Consider the following 26,067-nt stretch of genomic DNA (forward strand, 5'->3'; position numbering starts at 1 on the left):
CCCCAATTTCCGTTCGGCACCGCTTGCGAGTTGCAGGATTAAAGGAGCTCCGGCCCCTTTCGTGACTCTGACGAGCATCGCCTGCGGCGATGCCGGGCTGACCCCCCTCCCGTGATTTTCCGCACCAAATGGAATTGGTCTGTAAACAGGCCTGATTGCCTACGAAGTCAAAACAATAAGCACCGTTGCACACCGGTTCTGCCGAGCAGCCGCAGCTGAATTCCGGCGTGACCGTATTCGATCCCATAAATGCTGACGCTTGGCAGGACGAAGTGTTGGCGACCAAAACACAAATTGCATTGAAGCAAGCTGCTCTAGAGGTCGTGAGATGAGTAAAAAGCGTTACCCCAGACTGTTTGGCATTCTGCCCTTTTTAGGCATGCTTTTACTCAGTGGGTGCAACTGGACCCTGCTCGACCCGAAGGGCCAGGTCGGCATTGAGCAAAGGAACCTGATCCTGATCGCTACCGGCCTGATGTTGCTGGTGGTGATTCCTGTCATTTTCATGACGATCGCGTTCGCGTGGAAGTATCGCGCCTCCAACAAGGCTGCCACCTACACCCCTGACTGGTCGCACTCGACCAAGATCGAAGTGGCCGTATGGTCCATCCCGGTGCTGATCATCATCGCCCTGGGTTATGTCACCTACCTCTCCACCCACAAGCTGGACCCGTACCGTCCACTGGATTCCGACGTGAAGCCGGTGCAGATCGACGTGGTCGCGCTGGACTGGAAATGGCTGTTCATCTACCCGGAACAGGGTATTGCCACGGTCAACAAGATCGTCTTCCCGGCCAACACCCCGGTCAATTTCCGCGTGACCTCCGACGCCGTGATGAACTCGTTCTTCATCCCGGGCCTGGGCGGCCAGATCTACGCGATGGCGGGCATGACCACCAAGCTGCACCTGATTGCCAACCAGAACGCCGAGTTCGACGGGATCTCCGCCAACTACAGCGGTGCCGGCTTCACCGGCATGAAGTTCAAGGCGATCGCCACGTCCCAGGAAGATTTCGAGGCGTGGGTCAACGAGGTCAAGCAGTCGCCGCAACAACTGGACAAGGCCACCTACGAGGCTCTGGCCAAACCTAGCGAAAACAACCCGGTTGCGCTCTACAGCGTGGCCCCGGAAAACATGTTCCAGTCCATCGTCGACAAGTACGAGGGCATGAACCGTGGCAAGCCGGTGGTGCACGAGAAGAAAGAGCACAAAGAAGCGGCCGAAGCGATGGACGTGAGTATGCATTCAGCTGCTGGGGCAGAGGAGTAAAAGATGTTCGGTAAACTTAGTCTGGACGCGATCCCGTATCACGAGCCGATAGTCATGGTGACCCTCGCCATGATCGCGCTCGGCGGTCTCGCGTTGGTTGCTGCAATCACCTATTTCCGCAAGTGGACCTACTTGTGGACCGAGTGGCTGACGTCGGTCGACCACAAGAAGATCGGGGTGATGTACATCATCGTCGCGATGGTCATGCTGCTGCGCGGCTTTGCCGACGCCATCATGATGCGTACCCAGCTGGCCATGGCCACTGGCGGCGCCGAGGGCTATCTGCCTCCTGAACACTATGACCAGATCTTCACCGCTCACGGTGTGATCATGATCATCTTCATGGCGATGCCATTCTTCACCGGCCTGATGAACCTGGCCCTGCCTCTGCAGATCGGTGCACGTGACGTTGCCTTCCCGTTCCTCAACTCCCTGAGCTTCTGGCTGCTGGTGTCCGGCGTTGCGCTGGTCAACATCTCCCTGGGCGTGGGCGAGTTCGCCAAGACCGGCTGGGTGGCCTATCCACCGCTGGCGGGTATCCAGTACAGCCCTGGGGTCGGTGTCGACTACTACATCTGGGCGCTACAGATATCCGGATTGGGGACAACGCTGACCGGTGTCAACTTCCTGGCCACCGTGCTGAAAATGCGCGCCCCTGGCATGAAGCTGATGGACATGCCGATCTTCACCTGGACCTGCACCTGGGCCAACATCCTGATCGTGGCTTCGTTCCCGATCCTGACCGCGACCCTGGCACTGCTGACCGTTGACCGTTATCTGGACTTCCACATTTTCACCAACGAGCTTGGTGGGAACCCGATGATGTACGTCAACCTGTTCTGGGCATGGGGTCACCCTGAGGTGTACATCCTGATCCTGCCGGCGTTCGGCGTGTTCTCGGAAGTCATCTCGACCTTTACCGGCAAGCGCCTGTTCGGCCACAAGTCGATGATCTACGCCTCGGGTGCGATCTCGGTTCTGGGCTTCGGCGTATGGCTGCACCACTTCTTCACCATGGGTTCGGGCGCCAGCGTCAACACCTTCTTCGGTCTGGCGACCATGCTCATTTCGATCCCGACCGGGGTCAAGCTGTTCAACTGGCTGTTCACGATCTACCAGGGCCGTCTGCGCTTCACCGCGCCAGTGCTGTGGACCCTGGGCTTCATGGTGACCTTCTCGATCGGCGGCATGACCGGCGTACTGCTGGCCGTACCTGGTGCTGACTTCGTGCTGCACAACAGCCTGTTCGTGATCGCTCACTTCCACAACGTGATCATCGGTGGTGCGGTGTTCGGCTACATTGCCGGCTTCGCCTTCTGGTTCCCGAAAGCCTTCGGTTTCACCCTGAACGAGAAGTGGGGCAAGGCTGCCTTCTGGTTCTGGATCTCCGGTTTCTACGTGGCCTTCATGCCGCTGTACGCACTGGGCTTCATGGGCATGACCCGTCGTCTGAACCACTCGGACAACCCTGCCTGGGAACCGTACCTGTACGTGGCCGTGGTCGGTGCCGTGCTGATCCTGTTCGGTATCGCCTGCCAGCTGATCCAGCTGTACGTGTCGATCCGCGATCGCAAGGACAACATGGACGTCACTGGCGACCCATGGAATGCGCACACCCTGGAATGGTCGACCTCGTCGCCACCGCCGTTCTACAACTTCGCCACCATGCCGGAAAAAGTCGGCCTGGACGCATGGACCGAAGCCAAGCGCGCCGGTATCGCCTACAAGGCTCCGGCCCAGTACGCACCGATCCACATGCCGAACAACACCGCTACCGGTCTGTACATGGGCGCGCTGTTGACCGTCTTCGGTTTCGCCACCATCTGGCACATCTGGTGGTTGGCCGCGGTCGGCCTGATCGGCACCATCGCTGTCTTCGTTGCTCACGCTGCGCGTGACGACCAGGGCTACATGGTTCCTGCCGAGGAAGTGGCACGTATCGAAGGTGAGCGTCTGAAGCACCTCGGTCTGGCTACCGGCTCGCCAGTCGGTGCGCCTGTCGAATCGTTTGAACGGGTTTAATCAATGTCCAGTCATGTAATCAATGCTGATGCTGCTCATGGTCACGACCATGGGCACGAAGAACACCACGACTCGGGCCAGATGACCGTATTCGGTTTCTGGCTGTACCTGATGACCGACTGCATCCTGTTTGCGTCGATCTTCGCAGCCTACGCGGTGCTGTCCGGCAACTTTGCCGGCGGCCCGTCGGGTCACGACATCTTCGAACTGCCGTATGTACTGGCTGAAACCGCGCTGCTGCTGTTCTCCAGTATCACCTTCGGCTTCGCCATGCTGCAGATGTACAAGGGCAACAAGAACGGTGTACTGGCCTGGCTGGCAGTCACCTTCCTGCTCGGCCTTGGCTTCATCGTCATGGAAGTCAACGAGTTCCACCTGCTGATCAGCGAAGGCTTCGGCCCGCAGCGCAGCGGCTTCCTGTCGGGCTTCTTCGCCCTGGTCGGCACCCACGGTCTGCACGTGACCGGTGGTCTGATCTGGATGGCCGTGATGATGTACCAGATCCAGAAGAAGGGCATCACCGGTTCGGCCAAGACCCGCATGGGTTGCCTGAGCCTGTTCTGGCACTTCCTGGACGTGGTCTGGATCTGCGTATTCACCGTTGTCTATCTGCTGGGGGTTCTGTAAATGGCTAACGCACATAACGAGCACGCCGAGGGCAGCCACGGCAGCGTGAAGTCGTACGCAATCGGCTTCGTACTGTCGGTGATCCTGACGCTGATCCCGTTCGGTCTGGTGATGTACCCGACCTTGCCCAAAGACATGACCGTACTGATCGTGGTGGCCTTCGCGGTCATCCAGATCGTCGTGCACCTGTACTACTTCCTGCACCTGGACCGTTCGCCAGAGCAGCGTGAGAACGTCAGCGCCTTCCTGTTCACCGGGTTGGTCATTGCACTGTTGGTCGGCCTGTCGCTGTGGATCATGTTCAGCATCCACACCAGCATGATGGCGAAGTGAGGTAAGACGGCATGTCCTTTAAGCACTTTATCCAAATCACCAAACCGGGGATCATTTTCGGTAACGTGCTTTCTGTGGCAGGCGGTTTCTTCCTTGCCGCGCAAGGGCATGTGGACTTCATGCTGTTCCTGGCCACGGTGATCGGCACTTCGCTGGTGGTGGCGTCCGGTTGCGTGTTCAACAACTGCATCGACCGTGACATCGACATCAAGATGGAGCGCACCAAGAACCGTGTGATGGTTCAAGGGCAGGTCTCGCTGAAGATCGCGCTGGCCTACGCCACCCTGCTCGGGGTGGCCGGGCTTGGCCTGCTGTACGTGCAGGCCAATGCCCTGGCAGCGTTGTTCGGCCTGATCGGGTTCATCATCTACGTGGGTTTCTACAGCCTGTACCTGAAGCGCAAATCGGTGCACGGCACCCTGGTAGGCAGCCTGTCCGGTGCCATGCCTCCGGTGATCGGCTACTGCGCCGTGAGCAACAGCTTCGACCTGGCTGCGTTGACCCTGCTGGTGATGTTCAGCCTGTGGCAGATGCCGCATTCCTATGCGATCGCGATCTTCCGCTTCAACGACTACCTGGCGGCCTCGATTCCGGTACTGCCGGTCAAGCGTGGCATCCTGGTGGCCAAGAAACACATCCTTTGGTACATCGTGGCGTTCCTGGCAGCGACCCTGATGCTGACCATCGGTGGTTATGCCGGCATGAGCTACATGGCCGTGGCCGCGGCGATGGGCATGTACTGGTTGTACATGGCCTGGACCGGCTACAAGGCTGTGGATGATCGCCTGTGGGCGCGCAAGCTGTTCGTGTTTTCCATCTTCACCATCACTGCGTTGAGCGTGATGATGTCGTTGGACACCAAGGTGCCGACCGAGCTGCTGCTGACCTACGCGCATTGATCTGATGTGTTGAAAGAGACCCCGGGCCGAAAGGTGCCGGGGTTTTTTTTGCCCTTCAGAAACGGCTTCGCTCTTGCTCTTGCTCTTGCTCTTGCTTTTGCTTTTGATCTTTCCGTCCTTCAGGAGGCCGAATGGAGCCCGCGTGTAGTGGGGTGTAGGGCCATGGATGGCCCGGAAAGTGCCGACGGGCAGGGACGCCCGTGCGGCGCGGCCCCACGGAGCGTGGGTGGAATGAGGGGACCCGTAGCGAAGCGTAGGGCCGGATGCTGGACGGAGCGGTTTTGCTTACTTTTTCCAAGAAAAAAGTAAGCCGCTGTAAGAGCGGAAGGGGCCCTAAATGTCGATATCCATGCTGGATAAGCACATGATTGTCGATTTTCATGTGGTTGTGATTATCCGACATGGATAGCGCTGCGAGCGGCGCCTTCCGCTCTTACAGCGGGTCACTTTTGGCAAACGCCCCAAAAGTAACCAAAAAGGCTGGGCCCTGCATACGGCCCTACGCTTCGCTCCGGGTCCCCTCGCTCCGCACCTGCTCCGGGGGCCGCGCCGCACGGGCGTCCCTGCCCGTCGGCACTTTCCGGGCCATCCATGGCCCTACACCCCACTACGCAGGCGCTCCACTCGGCCTCCTGAAGGGCCAGAAGATCAAAAGCAGATCAAAAGCCTGAGCGCCTGTGGATCGGTGCGTGCCAACGGCCGGCAATCCCTCCCACCCGGGCACCACTCCCCGCTGAACACACAACCCCCGGCATTGCTAGCGTGACGGCTCCCCACCCCAAGGAGCACACCGCCATGAGCATTCTGACCGTTTACTTCTGCGGCACCGGATCGCACCGTTTCGATGACCAGAACCCCAATTTCTGGAACGGCGAACTGGTCGCCACCCTTGCTTCCAACGACCAGGGCCGCGAGTTCGCCAACTGGATCGCCATCGACGGCCCGGGCAGCGGCAACCTGCAGGCCGATGACCTGTTCATCGAAAACAAGGAATACGGCCTCACCGGCACCCTGTTCGGCGCCGGCTGGGAGCAGAACGTGGCCCACGCCCTGCAGGTCATCAAGGGCTCCTGCACCTGGCAGCGCGAAAAACTCACCGAGCAGGACTACAACCGCCTGAAGTCAGCCGGCGTGCCGATCGAGGACGTGAAGAAGGAGGGTTCCTGGTTCTGGCGCCAGTACGACTATGGCGACCGCGGCGTGACCCCGCAGCAACTCCAGGAAGGCATCATCCGCATGCACCGCAAGGACGGCCTGATTCCCGATCAGGTCAACATCGTGGGCTGGAGCCGCGGCGGCATCAGTGCCCACATGCTCGCCAACGCCATGGCCGACGACCCGCAACTGGCCCACGTGCCGGTGAACATCTTTGCCATCGACCCCGTGCCCGGGATCAACAACCTGCAGCCACACCGCCTGCACCTGCGCACCAACGTGAAGGAGTACGTGGGTTTCTTTTCTCGCGACGAGCGCTCCAAGGGCTTCGCCTGCGTCATCCCGTCCACCTACCCCGATACCCGTGTCCACATCTTTCCGCTGCCAGGACGCCACGCCACGCTGGTGGGCAATGCCTCGGCCGATGGCGCCAGTGCCGGCAACGAGCTGCCCGACCCGGGCCTGATCGTGCGCCATTTTGCCGAAACCTGCCTGACCCGCTGGGGCGTGACGCTGCAAAAACGCCTTGAGCTGAGCGAAGGGCAGGTGGCCGACTACCTGGATGCCATGGACCGGGACGATGCCCGCTACAGGGCCATGCGCAAGCACTCCTACACGCTGCTGAGCGAGTCCGAAGGGGAGCATCGGCTGGTCCACCAGGGCGATATGCGCAAGGCTTTCAGCTTCGTGCGCGGGGCCCACATGGCTCCGGAGGAGGGCCTGGATGTGGGGAGCTGGCGCTCGCTGTCGTTCGAGCGTCTGTGCTGACACCGCGGCATCGGTCGCGGCCGCGCTGCGCGGCCCGCGATCGAATCCACTTTACAGGCATTGCCTGCAGGCACTATCTTCTGCCTCGGCCACCGCAGTGGCCAACGTCGCTCGGACGGTTCCGGGCGCTTACGTCCTCGAGGTAACCATGGCTGACCAAGGTTCGCCGCGCCGCTTTGCGCGCATAGATCGTCTCCCCCCCTACGTATTCAACATCACCGCCGAACTCAAGATGGCCGCGCGCCGTCGTGGCGAAGACATCATCGACCTGAGCATGGGCAACCCCGACGGGGCCACGCCGCCGCACATCGTCGAAAAACTGGTACAGGTCGCCCAGCGCGAAGACACCCACGGCTACTCCACCTCGCGCGGTATCCCGCGCCTGCGCCGGGCCATCTCGCACTGGTACAAGGACCGCTACGACGTCGAGATCGACCCCGAGTCCGAAGCCATTGTCACCATCGGCTCCAAGGAGGGCCTGGCCCACCTGATGCTGGCCACCCTGGACCACGGCGATACCGTGCTGGTGCCCAACCCCAGCTACCCGATCCACATCTACGGCGCGGTGATCGCCGGGGCCCAGGTGCGTTCGGTGCCGCTGGTGCCCGGCGTGGACTTCTTCAACGAGCTGGAGCGGGCGATCCGCGAGTCGATCCCCAAGCCCAAGATGATGATCCTGGGGTTCCCCTCCAACCCCACCGCGCAGTGCGTGGAGCTGGACTTCTTCGAGCGGGTGGTGGCACTGGCCAAGCAGTACGACGTGCTGGTGATCCACGACCTGGCCTATGCCGACATCGTCTACGACGGCTGGAAGGCCCCGTCGATCATGCAGGTGCCGGGTGCCAAGGACATCGCCGTGGAGTTCTTCACGCTGTCCAAGAGCTACAACATGGCCGGCTGGCGGATCGGCTTCATGGTCGGCAACCCGGAGCTGGTCAACGCCTTGGCGAGAATCAAGAGCTACCACGACTACGGCACCTTCACCCCGTTGCAGGTGGCGGCGATCGCGGCGCTCGAAGGCGACCAGCAGTGCGTGCGCGACATCGCCGAGCAGTACCGCCAGCGGCGCAACGTGCTGGTCAAAGGCCTGCACGAGACCGGCTGGATGGTCGAGAACCCCAAGGCCTCGATGTACGTGTGGGCCAAGATCCCCGAGCAGTACGCGCACCTGGGTTCTTTGGAGTTCGCCAAGAAGCTGCTGGCCGAAGCCAAGGTATGCGTGTCGCCGGGCATCGGCTTTGGCGACTATGGCGATGACCATGTGCGCTTTGCCCTGATCGAGAACCAGGACCGCATTCGCCAGGCGGTGCGCGGCATCCGCCAGATGTTCCGTGCCGATGGCATCGAGGCGCCGAAGGCGGCCAGGGCTTCACGCACGTCGTGATGCACCTCGCCGGCAAGGCCTGCTCCCGTAGGAGCCGGCCTTGCCGGCGAAGGGCGCGACACCGCCTTCCGTCGGCCGCCCATATTTCTTTCACTGCCCCCCTTTTCAACGCCACGCCGAAGCATAGAATGATCGTCGGGTTTCTCCCTCCAACGATACTTCTCCCCCCCCTCCCAAATCATGTCCGAAAACAATCCTTGTTTGACTTGCGGTGCCTGCTGCGCGTATTTCCGTGTGTCCTTTTTCTGGGGTGAATGCACCTCGGCCGGGGGTGTCGTGCCTGATGAACTGGTGGTGCAGATCAACCCGACCCGGGTGGCGATGATCGGCACCGACGCCAAGCCGTGTCGCTGCATAGGGCTTGAAGGCGAGATCGGCAAGAGCGTCAGCTGTTCGCTCTATACCCAGCGCTCCAGCCCCTGCCGCGAGTTCGATGCCGCCTGGGTCAATGGCCAGCCCAACGACGACTGCAACGCGGCGCGGGCCGCCCACGGCCTGCCCCCTCTGGAAGCCAACGAGCCGTTCTGGCCCGCCGAAGACCCGGAGGTGGCCTGACCGTTCGTCGGTTGGCTGACGCTGTAAGTTTGACGAGGCCCTGTATTCACGGGGCCCATTGCCAAAGTATTAACACCATTTGACGTAACGCCTTTGCGCAAGGGCTCCGGGAAAGCGGCTACATATTCCAGCACTGGAATCGTAGTCGCCAAGGTCAGGCATTTCGACGTTAGTGTGTGTAGTTTCCACGGCGTACCCGTCGCACGCATTCAAGGAACGAACTGCCTGATCCACGAAGGAGTCGCCCGTGGACAGACGTGCCGTCAAGCTTGCCCCCACCCGTGTTCGCCCCTTGTCGCTGGCCGTGAGCCTGGCCACCGCGGGAATCGCTTTCGGCCTGTTCAGTGCAACGGCCAGTGCCGCCTGTACCCCGCTGATCCCCGGTGCGGGCGCGACGGTCACCTGCACCCCGGGGTTGAACGGCAACGTCAGTTCCTCCGCCAACAACCTGACCCTTAACCTGAGCAATGGCTCGCAGATCAACGCGCCGTTGCTCGGCACGGCAGTCAACCTGACCGGCAACAACGTCACCCTGAACAACTCGGGCACCATCGACCCCGCATTCCTCGGGATCCTGAGCGGGCTCAGCTCCGGGATCAAGGTCGGCAACGCGGCGGCCAGCACGGTCAGCATCACCAACTTCAGCGGTGGCGTGATCAAGGGCACCACCGGTGTGCTCAGTGCCAGCCTGCTCAACCTCAACGGCCTGGCCCTGAGCGTGCAGAACGGCAACGGTGGCGTTACCACGCTGGTCAACGACGGCACCATCGGTTCATCGAACATTGTCGGCGTCAGCGTGCTGGCCCCAGACGCCCCGGTGGTGGCGGTGTATGGCGGCGGCAGCGTGAACATGACCAACACCGGCACCATCATCGGTCGCGTGGCGTTCCAGGCATCAGGCACTGCCACCGGCAATACCTTCACCAACAGTGGCGCGATCAGTGGCGGCGTGTCGATGGGGGCGAACTCCACCAACCGCTTCAACGCAATCACCGGTTCCAGTGTCAGTAGCGGGGGAGGTGTAGGCGTCGACCTGGGCATCGCCGGCATCAACCTGCTGTATGCGCCTAGCGGCAAGGTCGACGGCGGTGCCGGCGGCAGCAACACCCTGGCCCTGCAGAACGCCATCGGCGGGGGCACCGGTACCGGCGGCACGGGCACGCTTTCGGCCAGCAACTACATCAACTTCAACAACCTGCTCGTGCAGAGCGGCACCTGGACACTCTCCGGCGCGTTGCTCGGGGTCACCAGCACCAGCCTCAACGGCGGCTCGCTGGTGTTCGACGACGCCTCGACCTTCGGCACCGGCACCATCGCGGCCAACGGTGGCGCGCTGGGTGCGGGCGCGGCCAACCTGTCGCTGGCCAACGCCGTCGCCCTCGGTGCCGGCGGGCTCGGCATCATCGGCGACAACAACCTGACCCTCACCGGCATCGTCAGCGGTAGCGGCGCCTTGACCAAGACAGGCGCCGGCACCCTGGGCCTGAGCGGGGCCAATACCTATACCGGCGGCACCTTCCTCAATGCTGGCGTACTGTCGCTCGCCAACGCAGCGGCCCTGGGCACCGGCAGTTTGAGCGTTACCGGGGCCGGCAGCCTGCAGGGCTCGGTACCGCTGGTGCTGAGCAACGCCGTGCAGCTGTCGGCAGCGCTGAGCCTGCCCGGCAGCAATGCGCTGACCCTGGGCGGTGTGGTCAGCGGCACCGGCTCGCTGAACAAGACCGGCAGCGGCGACCTGACCCTGGCCGCCAGCAACACCTACAGCGGCGGTACCACGCTGGGCGCCGGCAAGCTGATCCTCGGCAATGCCGCCGCGCTGGGGGGCGGTACATTGACTGCGGCCGCCGGCACCAGCCTGGACACCAGCAGTGCGCTGACCCTGGCCAACGCCATCAGCCTGGGCGGTGCGCTGACCCTCACCGGCAGCAACAACCTGACCCTCGGCGGCGTCATCGGCGGCAACGGCAGCCTGGTCAAGAACGGCACCACCAACCTCAACCTCACGGGCACCAACACCTTCACCGGCGGCCTGCTGCTCAACGGCGGCAGCCTGACCGTAGGCAACGGAGCGGCGCTGGGTACCGGCGCGCTGACCCTGGGCGCCAATGCCAGCCTGGACGCCAGCAGCGCAGTCAACCTCAACAACGCCGTGGTGCTCGGCGCCAACACGCTGAGCCTGCTGGGCACCAGCGCGACCACCCTGGGGGGCGTGGTCAGCGGTACGGGCGGGCTGATCAAGAGCGGTGCGGCCGACCTCACCCTGGGCGCGGCCAATACCTTCGGCGGCGGGGTGCAGTTGCAGGCCGGCAAGCTGATCGTCGGCAACAATGCGGCGCTGGGTACCGGCACGCTGGCCGTGGCCGATGGCACCACGCTGGACAGCACCAGCTCGGTTGCCCTGGCCAATGCCATCAGCCTGGGCGGCAACCTGACCCTGGCCGGCAGCAATGCCCTGACGCTCGGCGGCGTGGTGTCGGGCAGCGGCGGGCTGGTCAAGAACGGCGCCGCGCTGCTCACGCTCAACGGCAACAACAGCTTCCAGGGCGGTGTGACGCTCAATGCCGGCGGCCTGATGGTGGGCGCGGCCAACGCCCTGGGCAGCGGCGCCCTGAACACCACGGGCACCGCCAGCCTGGATGCGAGCGTGGCACTCAGCCTGGCCAACGCGGTCAACCTTGGCGCCGACCTGACCGTCGGCGGCACGGCCAATCTTGGCCTGGGCGGCCCGATCAGTGGCGCGGGCGGCGTGATCAAGAACGGCGCGGCCGACCTGACCCTTGCCGGCAACAACACCTACGTGGGCAATACCCGGCTCAACGCCGGCAAGCTGGTGCTCGGCAGCAGCACGGCGCTGGGGCAGGGCGCACTGATCGCGGCGGACGGTACCCGCCTTGACGCCGCCCCGGGCGTGACCCTGGGCAACGCCCTCACGCTCAACGGCGCGCTGACCCTCGACGGCAGCAACGACCTGGCCTTGCAAGGCCTGATCAGCGGCAATGGCAGCCTGATCAAGAACGGCACCACCAACCTGACCCTCAGCGGCAACAACACCTTCCTCGGCGGTACCACCCTGAACGCCGGTACCCTGACCCTGGCCAGTGCCGCAGCGCTGGGCACCGGCGCCCTGACTGTCGGCGGCGCGGCGAGCCTTGCCAACAGTTCACCGCTGGTACTGGCCAATGCCGTGGTCCTCAATGGCGTGCTGACCCTGCCGGGCACCAGCAACCTGACCCTGAACGGCGTCATCAGCGGCGCCTCGGGCCTGAGCAAGAACGGCGCGGCCAACCTGACGCTGGGCGCTGCCAATACCTTCGGTGGCGGCGTGGCGCTCAATGCCGGCACGCTGATCCTGGGCAACAACACCGCACTGGGCACCGGTACGCTGGCTGCTGCCGGCAACACCTCGCTGGACGCCACCAACGCCCTGACGGTGGGCAATGCCGTGACCCTGGCCGGCAACCTCAACCTGCTGGGCAGCAACGCCCTCAACCTCGGCGGCGTGATCAGCGGCGCAGGCGGCCTGACCAAGGCCGGCGGTGCCGACCTGACCCTGAGCGGCGCCAACACCTTCAGCGGCGCCACCAACCTGAACGCCGGCAAATTGATCGTCGGCAGCAACACCGCGCTGGGCACCGGCGTGCTGAACGCAGCCGGCAACACCCAACTGGAGGCCAGCACGGCGGTCAGCCTGGCCAACCTGGTCAACCTGGCCGGCAACCTGGGCATCGGCGGGGCCGCGAACCTGACGCTCAACGGCGTGGTGGGCGGCACCGGCAGCCTGACCAAGACGGGCACGGCCACCCTCGGCCTGAACGCGGCCAATACCTATCAAGGCGGTACCAACCTCAATGGCGGCGGCCTCAGCCTGGGCAACAACCAGGCACTGGGCAGCGGCGCACTGAACGTGGGCGGCGCTGCCACGCTCGACAACAGCGTGGCGCTCAACCTGGCCAACCAGGTGAACCTGAACGCCAACCTGAGCGTTGTCGGCAGCAATGACCTGACCCTGGGCGGTGTGATCGCCGGGGCCGGCCAATTGATCAAGAATGGTGCCGCCACCCTGACCCTCAATGGCCTCAACACCTTCACCGGCGGGACCTTGCTCAATGCCGGCGCGCTGGTGCTGGGCAATGCCTCGGCGCTGGGCAATGGCGCACTGAACGTGACCGGTGCGGCCAGCCTCGACAACAGCGCCAGCTTCGCCTTGGCCAACGCGATCAACCTGGGTGCCAACCTGACCCTGGCCGGCAGCAACGACCTGACCCTGGGCGGCGTGATCAGCGGCGCCGCCGGGCTGGTCAAGAACGGGGCGAGCAACCTGACCCTCAATGGCGTCAACACCTTCCAGGGCGGCACCGTGCTTAATGCCGGCGGCCTGACCCTGGGCAATGCCAATGCCCTGGGCACCGGCGCGTTGACCGTGGCCGGCAACGCCAGCCTGGACAACAGCGCCAGCTTCGCACTGGGCAACAACCTGATACTCAATGCCGACCTGAGCCTGGCGGGCAACAACGACCTGAGCCTGGGCGGGGTGATCAGCGGCACCGGTGGCCTGATCAAGAATGGCCTGGCCGACCTGACCCTGAGTGGCAACAACACTTTCAGCGGCGCGGTCAACGTGGTCAATGGCAGCCTGACCACGGTCGGTGCCGGCGCACTGGGCAATGCCTCGGCGGTGAACGTGGGGCTGGGCGCCAGCCTCAACCTGGGTAACAGCAGCAGCCTTGCCAGCCTCACCGGCAGCGGCAGCGTGAACCTGGGGGCCGGTACCAACCTGAGCGTGGGCGCGGGGGATGCCAGCAGCGTATTCACAGGCGGCCTGGCCGGGGCCGGTGGCCTGATCAAGGTCGGCGGCGGCAGCCTGGAACTGGCCGGCAACAACGGCCTGCTCACTGGCACCACCCAGGTCAATGGCGGCACCCTGAACGTCACCGGTTCGCTGGGCAGCAACCTGGTGCAGGTCAATACCGGCGCCACCCTCACCAGTACCGGCACTGGCAGCGTGCTGGGCGCGGTGACCATCGCCGATGGCGGCCACCTGGCGGCCAACAGCGGCAGCAGCCTGACCCTGGGCTCGCTGGTGCTCAACGCCAACTCCAACCTGGACGTGGGCCTTGGTTCGCCGGCTACCGGCGGCAATGCGCTGATCAAGGTCAACGGCAACCTGACCCTGGACGGCACCCTCAATGTCAGCGACATCGGCGGTTTTGGCACCGGTATCTACAGCCTGATCAACTACACCGGCCAGCTCACCGACAACGGCCTGGTGATCGGCAGCATTCCCGGCAGCGTGCAGTTGGGCGACCTGCAGGTACAGACCTCGATCGGCAGCCAGGTCAACCTGCTGGTCGGTGGCGCCAATGGCAGCGTGTTGTTCTGGGACGGCACCGGCCTGGTCGGCAACGGCGTGATCCAGGGCGGCAACGGCACCTGGGATGCCCTGAGTACCAACTGGACCACGGTCAACGGCACCGGCAACCGTGACTGGAGCAGCAACTTCGCGGTATTCCAGGGCGCCGCAGGCGACGTGCTGGTCAATGGCGCGCAGTCGATCACCGGCCTGCAGTTCGTCACCGATGGCTACCGCCTGCTCAATGGCGTGACCGGCCAGCTGAACCTGGTCAATGGCAGCAATGGCGCCACCACGGTGCGTGTCGATCCGGGTGTGACCGCCACGGTTGGTGTCGCCCTGGGCGGCAGCGGCCTGCTGAGCAAGGTCGACAGCGGCACGCTGGTGCTCAACGCCAGCAACAGCTACAGCGGCGGCACCGCCCTCAATGGCGGCACCCTGGTGGTGGGCAACAACCTGGCGCTGGGCAGCGGTGCGCTGACTGCTGCCAACGGCACCACGCTGGACAGCAACGCCAGCATCGCCCTGGGCAACAGCGTCAACCTGCTCGGCGGCCTGACGGTGGCCGGCAGCAACGATCTGGCCCTGAACGGCAGCATCAACGGCGCCGGCAACCTGACCAAGAACGGCGCTGCCACGCTCACCCTGGGCGGCGCCAACAGCTACACCGGCGGCACCACCCTGGCCGCTGGCCGGCTGCTGCTGGGCAATGACCTGGCCCTGGGCACAGGCGCGCTGCACGTGACCGCTGCCAGCAGCCTGGCAGGCACTACCACGACCAACCTGGCCAACGCCATCGACCTGGGCGCCAACCTGACCCTCGACGGCCTCAACGCCATGACCCTCAACGGCATCGTCAGCGGCAGCGGTGCCCTGAACAAGACCGGCACGGGCAACCTGACCCTCAATGGTGCCAACACCTACCAGGGCGGCACCAGCGTCGGCGGCGGCACCCTCACCCTGGGCAATGGTGCGGCACTGGGCAGTGGTGCGCTGAACGTCACCGGCGCGTCCAGCCTGGCGACCAGCACCCCGCTGAGCCTGGCCAACGCGATCAACCTGGGCGCCGACCTGACCCTGCCGGGCACCAGCAACCTGGTGCTCAATGGCGTGATCGGCGGCAGCAGCGGGCTGGTCAAGAACGGTTCGGCCAGCCTGACCCTCAATGGCAACAACACCTATCAGGGCAGCACCAGCCTCGCCGGCGGCACCCTGATCGTCGGCAGCAACACCGCACTGGGCACCAGCACGCTCACTGCACAGGCCGGCACGTCACTGGACGCCAGCAGCGCCGTGACCCTGGGCAATGCCATCGGCCTGCTCGGCGGCCTGACGGTGGTCGGCAGCAACGACCTGACCCTTGCCGGCAACCTCACCGGCAGCGGCGGGCTGAGCAAGAATGGTGGCGCGACGCTCACCCTGTCGGGCAGCAACACCCACCTGGGCAACACCTTGCTCAATGGCGGCCGCCTGGTCCTGGGCAGTGACCAGGCGCTGGGCCTGGGTAACCTGGTGGCAGCAGGCGGCACCACGCTGGACAGCAGCCTGGATGTCACCGTGCTCAACGCCGTATCGCTGGCCGGCAACCTGACCGTTGGCGGCACCCACGACATCACCCTGGGCGGCCAGGTCAACGGTGCCGGCAGCCTCACCAAGAATGGCGCGGGCAACCTGACCCTGATCGGTGCCAACGCCTGGCAGGGCGGCACCACCCTGAACGCCGGCACCCTCACCGTGGGCAATGCGCTGGCGCTGGGCAACGGCGGCCTCAGCGTGGGCGGGGCGTCCACCCTGGCCAGCAGCGCTGCGGTGAACCTGGCCAACGCGGTCAACCTGGGCGCCAACCTGACGGTCGCCGGCAACACCGACCTGGGCCTGACGGGCGTGGTCAGCGGCACTGGCGGGCTGATCAAGACCGGTGGCGGCAACCTCGCCCTCACCGCTGCCAACACCTACAGCGGCGGCACCACCCTGAATGCCGGCACCCTCACCGTAGGCAACGCCACCGCACTGGGCAGCGGCGCGCTGACGGTCGGCGGTGCCTCCACCCTGGCCAGCAACACCGCGCTGAACCTGGGCAACGCCATCGGCCTGAATGCCGACCTGACCGTAGCCAACAGCGCCGGCCTGACCCTGGGCGGCGACATCAGCGGTGCGGGCGGCCTGATCAAGACCGGCACCGGGGTGCTGACCCTGGGCGGCAACAATACCTACCAGGGCGGTACCGCGCTCAATGCCGGCGGCTTGCTGCTGACCTCGGCCACGGCGCTGGGCAGTGGCACCCTGACCGCCGCCGGCGCCACCACGCTGGACACCAGCACCGCGCTGACCCTGGACAATGCCCTGGTACTGACCGGCAACCTGACCCTGCTCGGCGCGCAGAACCTGGCCCTGACGGGCGCGATCAGCGGCGCGGGCGGCCTGGTCAAGACCGGCGCCAGCGACCTGACCCTGAGCGGCGCCAACACCTACAGCGGCGACACCCTGCTGGGTGCCGGCCGCTTGATCGTGGGCAGCGACAGCGCACTGGGCGTCGGTACCCTGCGCACCAGCAACAACACCATCCTCGATGCCAGCACGGCGGTGACGCTGGGCAATGCGCTGAACATCGTCGGCAACCTGAACGTCGGCGGCAGCAACGACCTGACCCTGAACGGCGTGATCGACGGCCCCGGCGACCTGACCAAGAACGGCGCTGCGACCCTCACCCTCAACGGCAGCAACACCTACAGCGGCGAGACCATCCTCACCGCCGGCACCCTGGTGCTGGGCAATAACAATGCGCTGGGCACCGGGGTGCTGTCGGTCACCGGCAACTCGACCCTGAGCAGCGGCAACAGCGCCGTGGTGGTGAACAACGGCATCGGCCTCAATGCCAACCTCACCGTCAACGGCAGCAACGACTTCGGCCTGGGCGGCGTGATCAGCGGCAACGGCCAACTGATCAAGACCGGTAGCGGCAACCTGACCCTGAGCGGCACCAACACCTACTCCGGTGGTACCAGCCTGGGCGGCGGCACCCTGACCGTCACCAATGGCGCTGCGCTGGGCAGCGGCGCACTGAGCGCGACGGGCACCAGCACCCTGGGCAATACCCAGGCTGTCACGCTGCTGAATGCCATCGCGGTCAATGGCGACCTGACCCTGGACACGGCCGCCAACCTGACCCTGGGTGGGGTTATCAGTGGCTCGGGCAACCTGATCAAGAGCGGCGCCCAGGAACTGGTGGTGTTCGGCAACAACACCTTCAGCGGCACACTCGATATCACCCAGGGCATGCTGACCACCTTGAATAGCAACGCCCTGGGCAATGTCGCCAGTGTCAACCTGGGCAGCGGCACCGACCTGAACCTGAACGGCAACACCAGCATCGGTGCACTCACCGGCAGCGGCACCACCAATATCGGCCTGGGCAGCACGCTGAGCCTGGGCAGTACCAACCTGGACAGCGTCTTCGCCGGTGCCCTGGTCGGCAGCGGCGGCTTGAACAAGGTCGGCACCGGCGTGCTGGAACTTGCCGGCATCAGCAACCTGGGCGGCGCCAGCCAGGTCAGCGGCGGTACCTTGAACGTGTCGGGCGCCCTGAACGGGGGGAACCTGACGGTCAATTCCGGCGCGACCCTGACCGGCAGCGGCAGCGTGGGCGGGCTGACCACCATCGTCAACGGCGGCCACCTGGCCGGCACCAGCGGCACCCAGCTCAGCTTCGGCTCGCTGGCGCTGGCGCCCAACGCCAGCATCGACGTCGCACTCGGCTCGCCCGTCACCGGCGGTACCTCGTTGTTCAGTGTTGCCGGCAACCTGACCCTGGGTGGCACGCTCAACATCACCGATGACGGCGGCTTCGGCAATGGTATCTATCGCCTGTTCGATTACGGCTCGCTGACCAACAACGGGTTGGTGCTGGGCAGCCTGCCGGGCAGCGTCACGCCCGGCGAGCTGCAACTGCAAACCGCGATTACCGGCCAGGTCAACGTGCTGGTCAACTCGCCCAACCTGATCGTGCAGTTCTGGGATGGGGCGGGCACTGTCCCCGATGGCGTGGTGCAGGGCGGCAGCGGCACCTGGAACAGCACCACCACCAACTGGACCGACCTCAACGGCACCGTCAACGACGTCTGGCAGGGGCAGTTCGCGGTGTTCCAGGGCGCTGCGGGCGGCGTGGTCACGGTCGAAGGTGGCCAGGCCGTCAATGCCCTGCAGTTCATCACCGACGGCTACCAGCTGGTCGCCGGCAGCGGCGGCGTGCTCAACGCCGTCAACGGCAACAGTGGCAGCTTTGCGGTACGTGTCGACCCGAACGTGACCGCCACCCTGGGCCTGCCGGTCAATGGCAGCGCGACCCTGGCCAAGCTCGACAGCGGCACGCTGGTGCTCAACGGCGCCAACGGCTACACCGGCGGCACGCAGCTCAATGGCGGCACCCTGGTGGTCGGCAATGACGGCGCGCTGGGCAGTGGCACGCTGACTGCGGCCAATGGCACCACCCTGGACAGCAACAAGGCGGTGAGCCTGGCCAACACCATTGGCCTGCTCGGCCAACTGAGCATTGCCGGCAGCAACGCACTGACGCTGGACGGTGACATCAGCGGCACCGGCGGCCTGCTCAAGGCGGGCGGCGCCAGCCTGACGCTCAACGGCGACAACAGCTACACCGGCCCTACCGCCCTGAATGCCGGCACGCTGGTACTGGGCAGTGACACCGCACTGGGCGTCGGCGCCCTCAACGCGGCCGCGGGCACGCAACTGGACAGCAGCAGCGCGCTGGCGCTGGCCAACACCTTCAACCTGAGCGGCAACCTGACGCTGCTCGGCAGCAACGACCTGACCCTCAATGGCCTGGTCAACGGCGCCGGCAGCCTCACCAAGCAGGGCAGCGGCAGCCTCACGCTCAACGGTGCCAACGGTTTCACGGGCGGTACCGTACTGCAGAGCGGCACCCTGAATGTCGGCAACGCCGGGGCGCTGGGCAGTGGCGCGCTCACCGTCAGTGGCGCCTCCAGCCTGGTCAATGGCAGTGCGCTGTCACTGGCCAATGCCATCGTGCTCAACGCCGGCCTGACCCTGCCGGGCAGCAACAACCTCACCCTGGGCGGCGTCATCAGTGGCACGGGCAGCCTGAACCACACCGGCAGCGGCGGCCTGACCCTCACCGGGGTGAACACCTACAGCGGTGGCACCCAGCTGGGTGCCGGCAACCTGACCCTGGGCAACGGCTCGGCGCTGGGCAGCGGTGCCCTGAGTGTCAGCGGCACCTCCACCCTGACCACCACCAGCGCCATGACCCTGGCCAACGCGGTGGATGTGGGCGGCACGCTCAACGTGGCGGGCACCAACAACCTGACCCTGGCCGGCGTGCTCAGCGGTGCGGGTACCCTGAACAAGAACGGTGCGGCCAACCTCACCCTCAGCGGCAACAACAGCTTCAGCGGCATCCTCAACATTCTCTCCGGCAGCCTCAGCACGGTGGGCAGCGGTGCACTCGGCAACCCGGCCGAGCTCAACCTGGGCAACGGCGCCAGCCTCAACCTGGGCGGCACCACCAACCTGGGCGAGCTCAGCGGCAGCGGCACCGTGAACGTGGGCGCCGGTACCGGCCTGCAAGTGGGCGAGGGCACGTTCGGCGGGGTGCTCAGCGGCACCGGTACGCTGGACAAGACCGGCACCGGCACGCTGACCCTGGGCGGTGGCAATACCCTGAGCGGGGCCACCACCGTCAGCGGCGGCAGCCTCATCGTCAATGGCAGCCTGGCCAGCAGCACGGTCACGGTGAACAGCGGCAGCACCCTGGGCGGCACCGGCAGCCTCGGCGGCGCGCTGACCGTCGCCGACGGCGGGCACCTGTCGCTGCGCAGCGGCGATACCCTGAGCGTCGGCTCGCTGGTACTGGGCGCGGACGCCAACCTGGATGCGGCCCTGGGCGCCCCTGTGGTGGGTACCCCGGCGCTGATCAACGTGGGCGGCAACCTGACCCTGGACGGCAAGCTCAATGTCACCGACCTGGGCGGGTTCGGTGCGGGCGTGTATCGCCTGATCGACTACAGCGGCGCGCTGACCAACAACGGCCTGGCCATCGGCAGCGTGCCCAATGGGGTCATCGCGGGCGATCTGGATGTGCAGACCGCCGTCAACAACCAGGTCAACCTGGTGGTGGGCGGCAGCAACAACAACGTGCTGTTCTGGGACGGCAGCCAGACCGTCGGCAATGGATCGGTCGACGGCGGCGCCGGTGTCTGGAGCGTCGGCGGCACCAACTGGACCGATGCCAACGGAGCGCTCAACCAGGCCTGGAACGGCACCTTCGCGGTGTTCCAGGGCACGGGCGGCGCGGTGACCGTCGATGGTGTGCAGACCGTCAACGGCCTGCAGTTCCTCGACAACGGCTACGTGCTGAGCGGTGACGCGCTGAACCTCACCAACGGTGCCCAGGGCACCGGCAACGTGCGTATCGGCAACGGCGTGAGCGCCACGCTGAACGTGGACATCAACGGCAGCGGCACCCTGGCCAAGCTCGAAGGCGGCACCCTGGTGCTCAACGGCAACAACGGCTATACCGGCGGCACCCAGCTCAACGGCGGCACGTTGGTGGTGGGCAGCAACACCGCCCTGGGCAGCGGTGCGCTGACGGCTGCCGACGGCACCACGCTGGATGCCAACCAGGCCGTGACCCTGGGCAACGCCGTGACGCTCGGCGGTGCGCTGACCATCGCGGGCAGCAATGACCTTGATCTCACCAACCTCGTCAGCGGCAGCGGCAGCCTGGTGAAGAACGGTACGGCCGACCTGACCCTGGCCGGCGCCAACACCTACCAGGGCGGTACGCGCCTCAATGCCGGCAGCCTGACCCTGGGCGACAACGCTGCACTGGGCAGCGGCGCGCTCACGGTGGGTGGCACTGCGCAGCTCGACGGCACGCTTGACCTGCAACTGGGCAACGCCGTCAGCCTGGCCTCGCAACTGACCCTGGGCGGCAGCCACGACCTGGCCCTGAACGGGGTGATCAGCGGCAACGGCAGCCTGGTGAAAAACGGCAATGGCGCACTGCTGCTGAGCGGTGCCAACACCTACAGCGGCGGCAGCACCTTCAACGCCGGCAGCGTGCAGGGCAATACCAGCAGCCTGCAGGGCGCGATCCTCAACAACGCCGCGCTGACCTTCGAACAGGCCAGCAACGGTACCTACACCGGCAACCTCACCGGCAGCGGCACGTTGATCAAGAACGGCAGCGGGCAACTGCTGATGACCGGCAACAGCGGCTTCACCGGCGCCACCACGGTCAACGCCGGCAGCCTGCTGGTCAACGGCAGCCTGGCCAGTGCCACGGTGCAGGTCAACAACGGGGCGACCCTGGGCGGCAGCGGCAACTACGCCGGCACGGTCAACCTGGCCAGCGGTGCGACCCTGGCGGCGGGCAGCGGCGCCACGCCACTCAAGGTCGGCGCGCTCAACCTGGATGCCGGCAGCAATGTCGACCTGGCGCTCGGGCAGGCATCGGCCTCGACCACCGTGGTCAAGGTGGCGGGCGACCTGACCCTTGATGGCACGCTCAACATCAGCAATGCCGGTGGCTTCGGCAGCGGCGTTTACCAGCTGTTCAGCTACGGAGGCAACCTGACCGACAACGGCCTGCTGTTCGGCCTGCTGCCAGGCGGCACCTTGCCAGGCCAACTGACCCTGCAGACGGCCATCGCCCAGCAGATCAACCTGGTGGTGCAGGGCGCCGGTGGCGCACTGCAGTTCTGGAACGGCGGCAAGACCAACGCCGACGGCACCATCGGTGGCGGCAGCGGCACCTGGGGCAACGGCACCAACTGGACCGACGTCAACGGCAACCTGAGCGAAACCTGGAATGCGCAGTTCGGCGTGTTCGGTGGTCAGGCGGGGACCGTCACCGTGGCCGGCAACCAGTCCTTCACCGGCCTGCAGTTCCTCACCGGCGGCTACCAGCTGGTGGCCGGCAGCGGCGGCAGCCTGACACCGGTCAATGCAGCCAATGGCGACCTGGCCGCAGTGCGCGTGAACACCGGCGACAGCACGCAGATCTCGGCGCCGCTGGTGGGCGCGGGCGGTATCGAAAAACTCGACGCAGGCACGCTGATCCTGAGCGGCGCCAACACCTACACCGGCGGCACCAGGATCAGCGGCGGTACGCTGGTGGGCAACACCACCAGCCTGCAGGGCAACATCGTCGACAACGCCAGCCTGGTGTTCCAGCAGGACACCGACGGCCGCTTCAACGGTGTGCTCAGCGGCACCGGCAACACCGTCAAGCAGGGTAGCGGCAGCCTGCTGCTGACCGGCAACCAGCCGTTCAGCGGCAACCTGGCGGTCAACCAGGGCCTGCTGCTGGTGGGCAATGCGGCCAACCCGGGCACGATGCTCGGGGCCAAGGTCACGGTGGGGGCCGGTGCCGCACTGAGCGGCAACGGCAGCGTGGGCTCGCTGGTCAACAACGGTGTGGTGCAGCCTGACCCGGCCAGCGGGCTCAAGGTCGGCGGCAACTTCACCAACGCCCCGGGCGGCACCCTGCAGGTGGTGGTCGGCAACCCCGCCAGCAGCGGCCTGACCGTGGGCGGCACGGCCAACCTGGGCGGCAGCCTGGTGGTGCTGAACTCGGCACCGGCCTCGGGCAACGCGCAGTACACCGTGGTGACTGCCGGCGGCGGGGTGAACGGCACCTTCACCACCGTGCAGTTGCCGGATACGCCGTTCTACGACACCACCCTCAACTACGGCAGCAACCAGGTCGGCGTCACCATCAGCCGCAACGGCACCAGCCTCGGCGATGTGGCTTCGACCCCCAACCAGCAGGCCGTGGCCGGCGCACTGGGCAGCAGCGGGGCACCGGCGGCGGTACTGGGCGCGGTCATGGCGCAGAACCGTGGTGGCGTTCAGGCGGCGCTGGACAGCCTGTCGGGCGAGATCCATGCCAGTACCGCCAGTGCGCTGATCGAAGACTCGCGCTACGTGCGCGAAGCGGTCAACGACCGCCTGCGCCAGCCAGGCTGCATGCGCGAGGAGGATCCGCGTCGGGCCCTGGCACCGAACGCCAACCAGCTCACCAGCGACGGTTGCCACGACGAGGCCGTGGGCTGGGCGCAGGCACTGGGCACCTGGGGCAAGATGGACGGCAACAGCAACAGCGCCAGCATCGACCGCAACGTGCAGGGCTTCCTGCTCGGGGTGGACCGCAGCCTGAACAGCGACTGGCGCGTGGGCGTGGCCGCCGGCTATACCCGCAGCGACCTGGATGCCAGCGGCCGCCGTTCCGATGCGAGCATCGACAGCTACCACCTGGCCACCTACCTGGGCTACCAGCTCGATGCCTTCTCGGCCCGCGTGGGTGCGGCGTACAGCTGGCACGACATCGAGAGCAAGCGTGACGTCGCCATCGGCAGCTACGACGACCGCCTCAAGGCCAAGTACAAGGCGCGCACCGCGCAGGTGTTCGGCGAGGTGAGCTACGCCATCGAGGCAGGCGGCGTGGCGCTGGAACCGTTCGCGGGCCTGGCCTACGTCAACTACGACAGCGACACTGCACGCGAGAAGGGCGGCGCGGCGCGGCTCAAGGCCAGTGCCGACCAGGACATCACCTTCTCCACCGTGGGCCTGCGGGCGGGCAAGGCGTTCAAGCTGGCCAACGGCAGCACCCTGACCCCGCGTGGCAGCCTGGGCTGGCGGCATGCCTACGGCGACACCAAGCCCGATGCCGACCTGCGCTTCATCGAGGGCGGCGCCGGCTTCACCACCCAGGGCGTGCCGATCGCCCGCGATGCGGCGGTGGTCGAGGCGGGGCTGGACCTGTCGATCGGGCAGGCCGGCAAACTGGGCCTGGGCTATTCGGGGCAGCTGTCCAGCGACACCCGCGACCATGCGGTAACGGTGAGTTTCAGCATGGGGTTCTAGGCGGCGAACGACGATCACGGCGCGTGAAGGCGGTGGCTTGAGCGCAGGTACCTCAAGTACCATCGCCCTCTGATTTGATGAGAGGGAAGTCGCTGATGATCGTCGGTATCGACCTGGGCACGACCCACAGCCTGGTGGCGGTGTGGCGTGATGGCGCCACTGAACTGGTGGCCAACGCACTCGGCCACACGCTCACCCCCAGCGTGGTGGGGCTCGACGACCAGGGCCGGGTGCTGGTCGGGCAGGCGGCGCGCGAGCGCCTGCACACCCATCCGCACCTGACCACCGCATTGTTCAAGCGCTACATGGGCAGCAACCAGCAGGTCACCCTGGGTGGGCGTGCCTACCGCCCCGAAGAACTCTCGGCACTGGTGCTCAAGAGCCTCAAGGAAGACGTCGAGCGTGCCTATGGCGAGCCGGTCACCGAGGCGGTCATCAGCGTGCCGGCCTACTTCAGCGATGCCCAGCGCAAGGCCACCCGCGTGGCCGGCGAACTGGCCGGGCTGCGCGTCGACAAACTGATCAACGAACCCACCGCCGCCGCACTCGCCTACGGCCTGCACCAGCGCGACAAGGAAACCTCGTTTCTGGTCTTCGACCTGGGCGGCGGCACCTTCGACGTGTCGATTCTGGAGCTGTTCGAAGGGGTGATGGAGGTGCGCGCCAGCGCCGGCGACAACTACCTGGGCGGTGAAGACTTCGACCAGTTGCTGCTGGAGCATTTCGTGCAGGCCCAGCAGGGCAACGACTTCCCCGGCGCGACCACGCTGCTGCAGCCGCTGCGCCGCGAGGCCGAGCGTGTACGCCGGCAGCTGGGTCAGGCCCAGCAGGCCGACTTCGTGGTACGCGTGGAGGGCCGCGAATGGCGCCACGTGTACACCCAGGACGCCCTGGCCGACCTGTTCGCACCGCTGCTGGCACGCCTGCGCACCCCCATCGAACGCGCCCTGCGCGATGCGCGCATCCGCGCCTCGGACCTGGACGAAGTGCTGCTGGTGGGCGGTACCACGCGCATGCCGCTGGTGCGCAAGCTGGCGGCCGGGCTGTTCGGGCGCTTCCCTTCGATCAGCCTCAACCCCGATGAAGTGGTGGCCCACGGCGCCGCCGTGCAGGCCGCGCTCAAGGCCCGGGATGCCGCGCTCGAAGAGGTGGTGCTGACCGACGTGTGCTCCTACACCCTGGGCATGGAAACCGTGCGCCAGGTCGGTGACCGCCACGAGAGCGGGCACTACCTGCCGATCATCGAGCGCAACAGCGTGGTGCCGGTGAGCCGGGTGCAGACGGTGTACACCGTCGGCGACCAGCAGGAGCAGGTGCTGGTCAAGGTGTTCCAGGGCGAGAGCCGCCTGGTGCGCGACAACGTGCTGCTGGGCGTGCTGGAGATTCCGGTGCCACGGCGCAAGGCCGGCGAGGTGGCCCTGGACGTGCGCTTCACCTACGACATCAACGGCATTCTCGAAGCCCAGGTGAGCATCCCGCTGACCGGCGAGCAGCATGCCCTGGTGATCGAGAACAACCCCGGCGTACTCAGCCCCGAAGAGGTACGCGAACGCCTGGCGGCGCTGGCCGAGCTCAAGACCCACCCGCGTGACCAGCAACCCAACACCCTGTTGCTGGCGCGCCTGGAGCGCCTGTATCAGGAAAGCCTGGGCGAGGTACGTGAGCTGATCGGGGCCTGGGCCGCGCAGTTCCAGCGCGTGCTGGAAACCCAGGACGAGCGCCAGATCCGCGAGGTGCGCCACGAGCTCGAACAGCGCGTGAATGAACTGGGCCAGGACAGCTGGCGCTGAAGGAGCGG

The 26,067-nt window shown here is 65.8% G+C and carries 10 protein-coding genes; all 10 read left to right on the forward strand.

The genetic code is table 11. From position 1 onward, the window contains the following. Positions 1–328: 328 nt before the first annotated feature. The 10 genes from cyoA to LOY33_RS04265 all read left to right on the forward strand — a co-directional run bounded on the left by cyoA (position 329) and on the right by LOY33_RS04265 (position 26,059). Positions 329–1,270 (forward strand): ubiquinol oxidase subunit II, encoded by a 942-nt coding sequence (gene cyoA / locus LOY33_RS04220; protein ID WP_043864404.1) that lies wholly within the window; start codon positions 329–331, stop codon positions 1,268–1,270. Between the two features lie 3 nt (positions 1,271–1,273). Further along, the gene (gene cyoB, locus LOY33_RS04225; protein ID WP_043864405.1) at positions 1,274–3,292 is read left to right on the forward strand and encodes a cytochrome o ubiquinol oxidase subunit I; all 2,019 of its coding nucleotides are present in this window, start codon (positions 1,274–1,276) and stop codon (positions 3,290–3,292) included. Positions 3,293–3,295: 3 nt separating this feature from the next. Beyond that, a complete protein-coding gene (cyoC, locus tag LOY33_RS04230; protein ID WP_043864406.1) occupies positions 3,296–3,919 on the forward strand; it encodes a cytochrome o ubiquinol oxidase subunit III in 624 nt (207 codons plus the stop codon). Continuing rightward, complete coding sequence (gene cyoD / locus LOY33_RS04235; RefSeq protein ID WP_043864407.1) at positions 3,920–4,252, forward strand: cytochrome o ubiquinol oxidase subunit IV; 333 nt, start codon at positions 3,920–3,922, stop codon at positions 4,250–4,252. Between the two features lie 11 nt (positions 4,253–4,263). Next, positions 4,264–5,151 (forward strand): heme o synthase, encoded by an 888-nt coding sequence (gene cyoE, locus LOY33_RS04240; protein ID WP_043864408.1) that lies wholly within the window; start codon positions 4,264–4,266, stop codon positions 5,149–5,151. Between the two features lie 795 nt (positions 5,152–5,946). Beyond that, complete coding sequence (locus LOY33_RS04245; RefSeq protein WP_196932711.1) at positions 5,947–7,074, forward strand: hypothetical protein; 1,128 nt, start codon at positions 5,947–5,949, stop codon at positions 7,072–7,074. A gap of 148 nt (positions 7,075–7,222) precedes the next feature. Then, positions 7,223–8,458, forward strand: coding sequence for an alanine transaminase (gene alaC, locus LOY33_RS04250; protein WP_043864411.1), 1,236 nt, complete (start codon positions 7,223–7,225; stop codon positions 8,456–8,458). Between the two features lie 180 nt (positions 8,459–8,638). Continuing rightward, positions 8,639–9,013 carry a YkgJ family cysteine cluster protein gene (locus LOY33_RS04255; RefSeq protein WP_100633003.1) on the forward strand — a complete coding sequence of 125 codons (375 nt, stop codon included), beginning with the start codon at positions 8,639–8,641 and terminating at the stop codon, positions 9,011–9,013. Between the two features lie 247 nt (positions 9,014–9,260). Further along, positions 9,261–24,269, forward strand: coding sequence for an autotransporter-associated beta strand repeat-containing protein (locus LOY33_RS04260; RefSeq protein ID WP_258661818.1), 15,009 nt, complete (start codon positions 9,261–9,263; stop codon positions 24,267–24,269). A gap of 95 nt (positions 24,270–24,364) precedes the next feature. Next, the gene (locus tag LOY33_RS04265) at positions 24,365–26,059 is read left to right on the forward strand and encodes a molecular chaperone HscC (protein ID WP_043864413.1); all 1,695 of its coding nucleotides are present in this window, start codon (positions 24,365–24,367) and stop codon (positions 26,057–26,059) included. The last annotated feature ends 8 nt before the right edge of the window (positions 26,060–26,067 follow it).

Source organism: Pseudomonas sp. B21-036 (assembly GCF_024748925.1).
GTDB classification, from domain to species: Bacteria; Pseudomonadota; Gammaproteobacteria; order Pseudomonadales; family Pseudomonadaceae; genus Aquipseudomonas; species Aquipseudomonas palmensis.

Excerpts from the sequence above, each read along its gene's own strand:
- cyoA (WP_043864404.1), top strand. The coding sequence starts at position 329 with ATGAGTAAAAAGCGTTACCCCAGACTGTTTGGCATTCTGCCCTTTTTA.
- cyoB (WP_043864405.1), top strand. The coding sequence starts at position 1,274 with ATGTTCGGTAAACTTAGTCTGGACGCGATCCCGTATCACGAGCCGATA.
- cyoC (WP_043864406.1), top strand. The coding sequence starts at position 3,296 with ATGTCCAGTCATGTAATCAATGCTGATGCTGCTCATGGTCACGACCAT.
- cyoD (WP_043864407.1), top strand. The coding sequence starts at position 3,920 with ATGGCTAACGCACATAACGAGCACGCCGAGGGCAGCCACGGCAGCGTG.
- cyoE (WP_043864408.1), top strand. The coding sequence starts at position 4,264 with ATGTCCTTTAAGCACTTTATCCAAATCACCAAACCGGGGATCATTTTC.
- LOY33_RS04245 (WP_196932711.1), top strand. The coding sequence starts at position 5,947 with ATGAGCATTCTGACCGTTTACTTCTGCGGCACCGGATCGCACCGTTTC.
- alaC (WP_043864411.1), top strand. The coding sequence starts at position 7,223 with ATGGCTGACCAAGGTTCGCCGCGCCGCTTTGCGCGCATAGATCGTCTC.
- LOY33_RS04255 (WP_100633003.1), top strand. The coding sequence starts at position 8,639 with ATGTCCGAAAACAATCCTTGTTTGACTTGCGGTGCCTGCTGCGCGTAT.
- LOY33_RS04265 (WP_043864413.1), top strand. The coding sequence starts at position 24,365 with ATGATCGTCGGTATCGACCTGGGCACGACCCACAGCCTGGTGGCGGTG.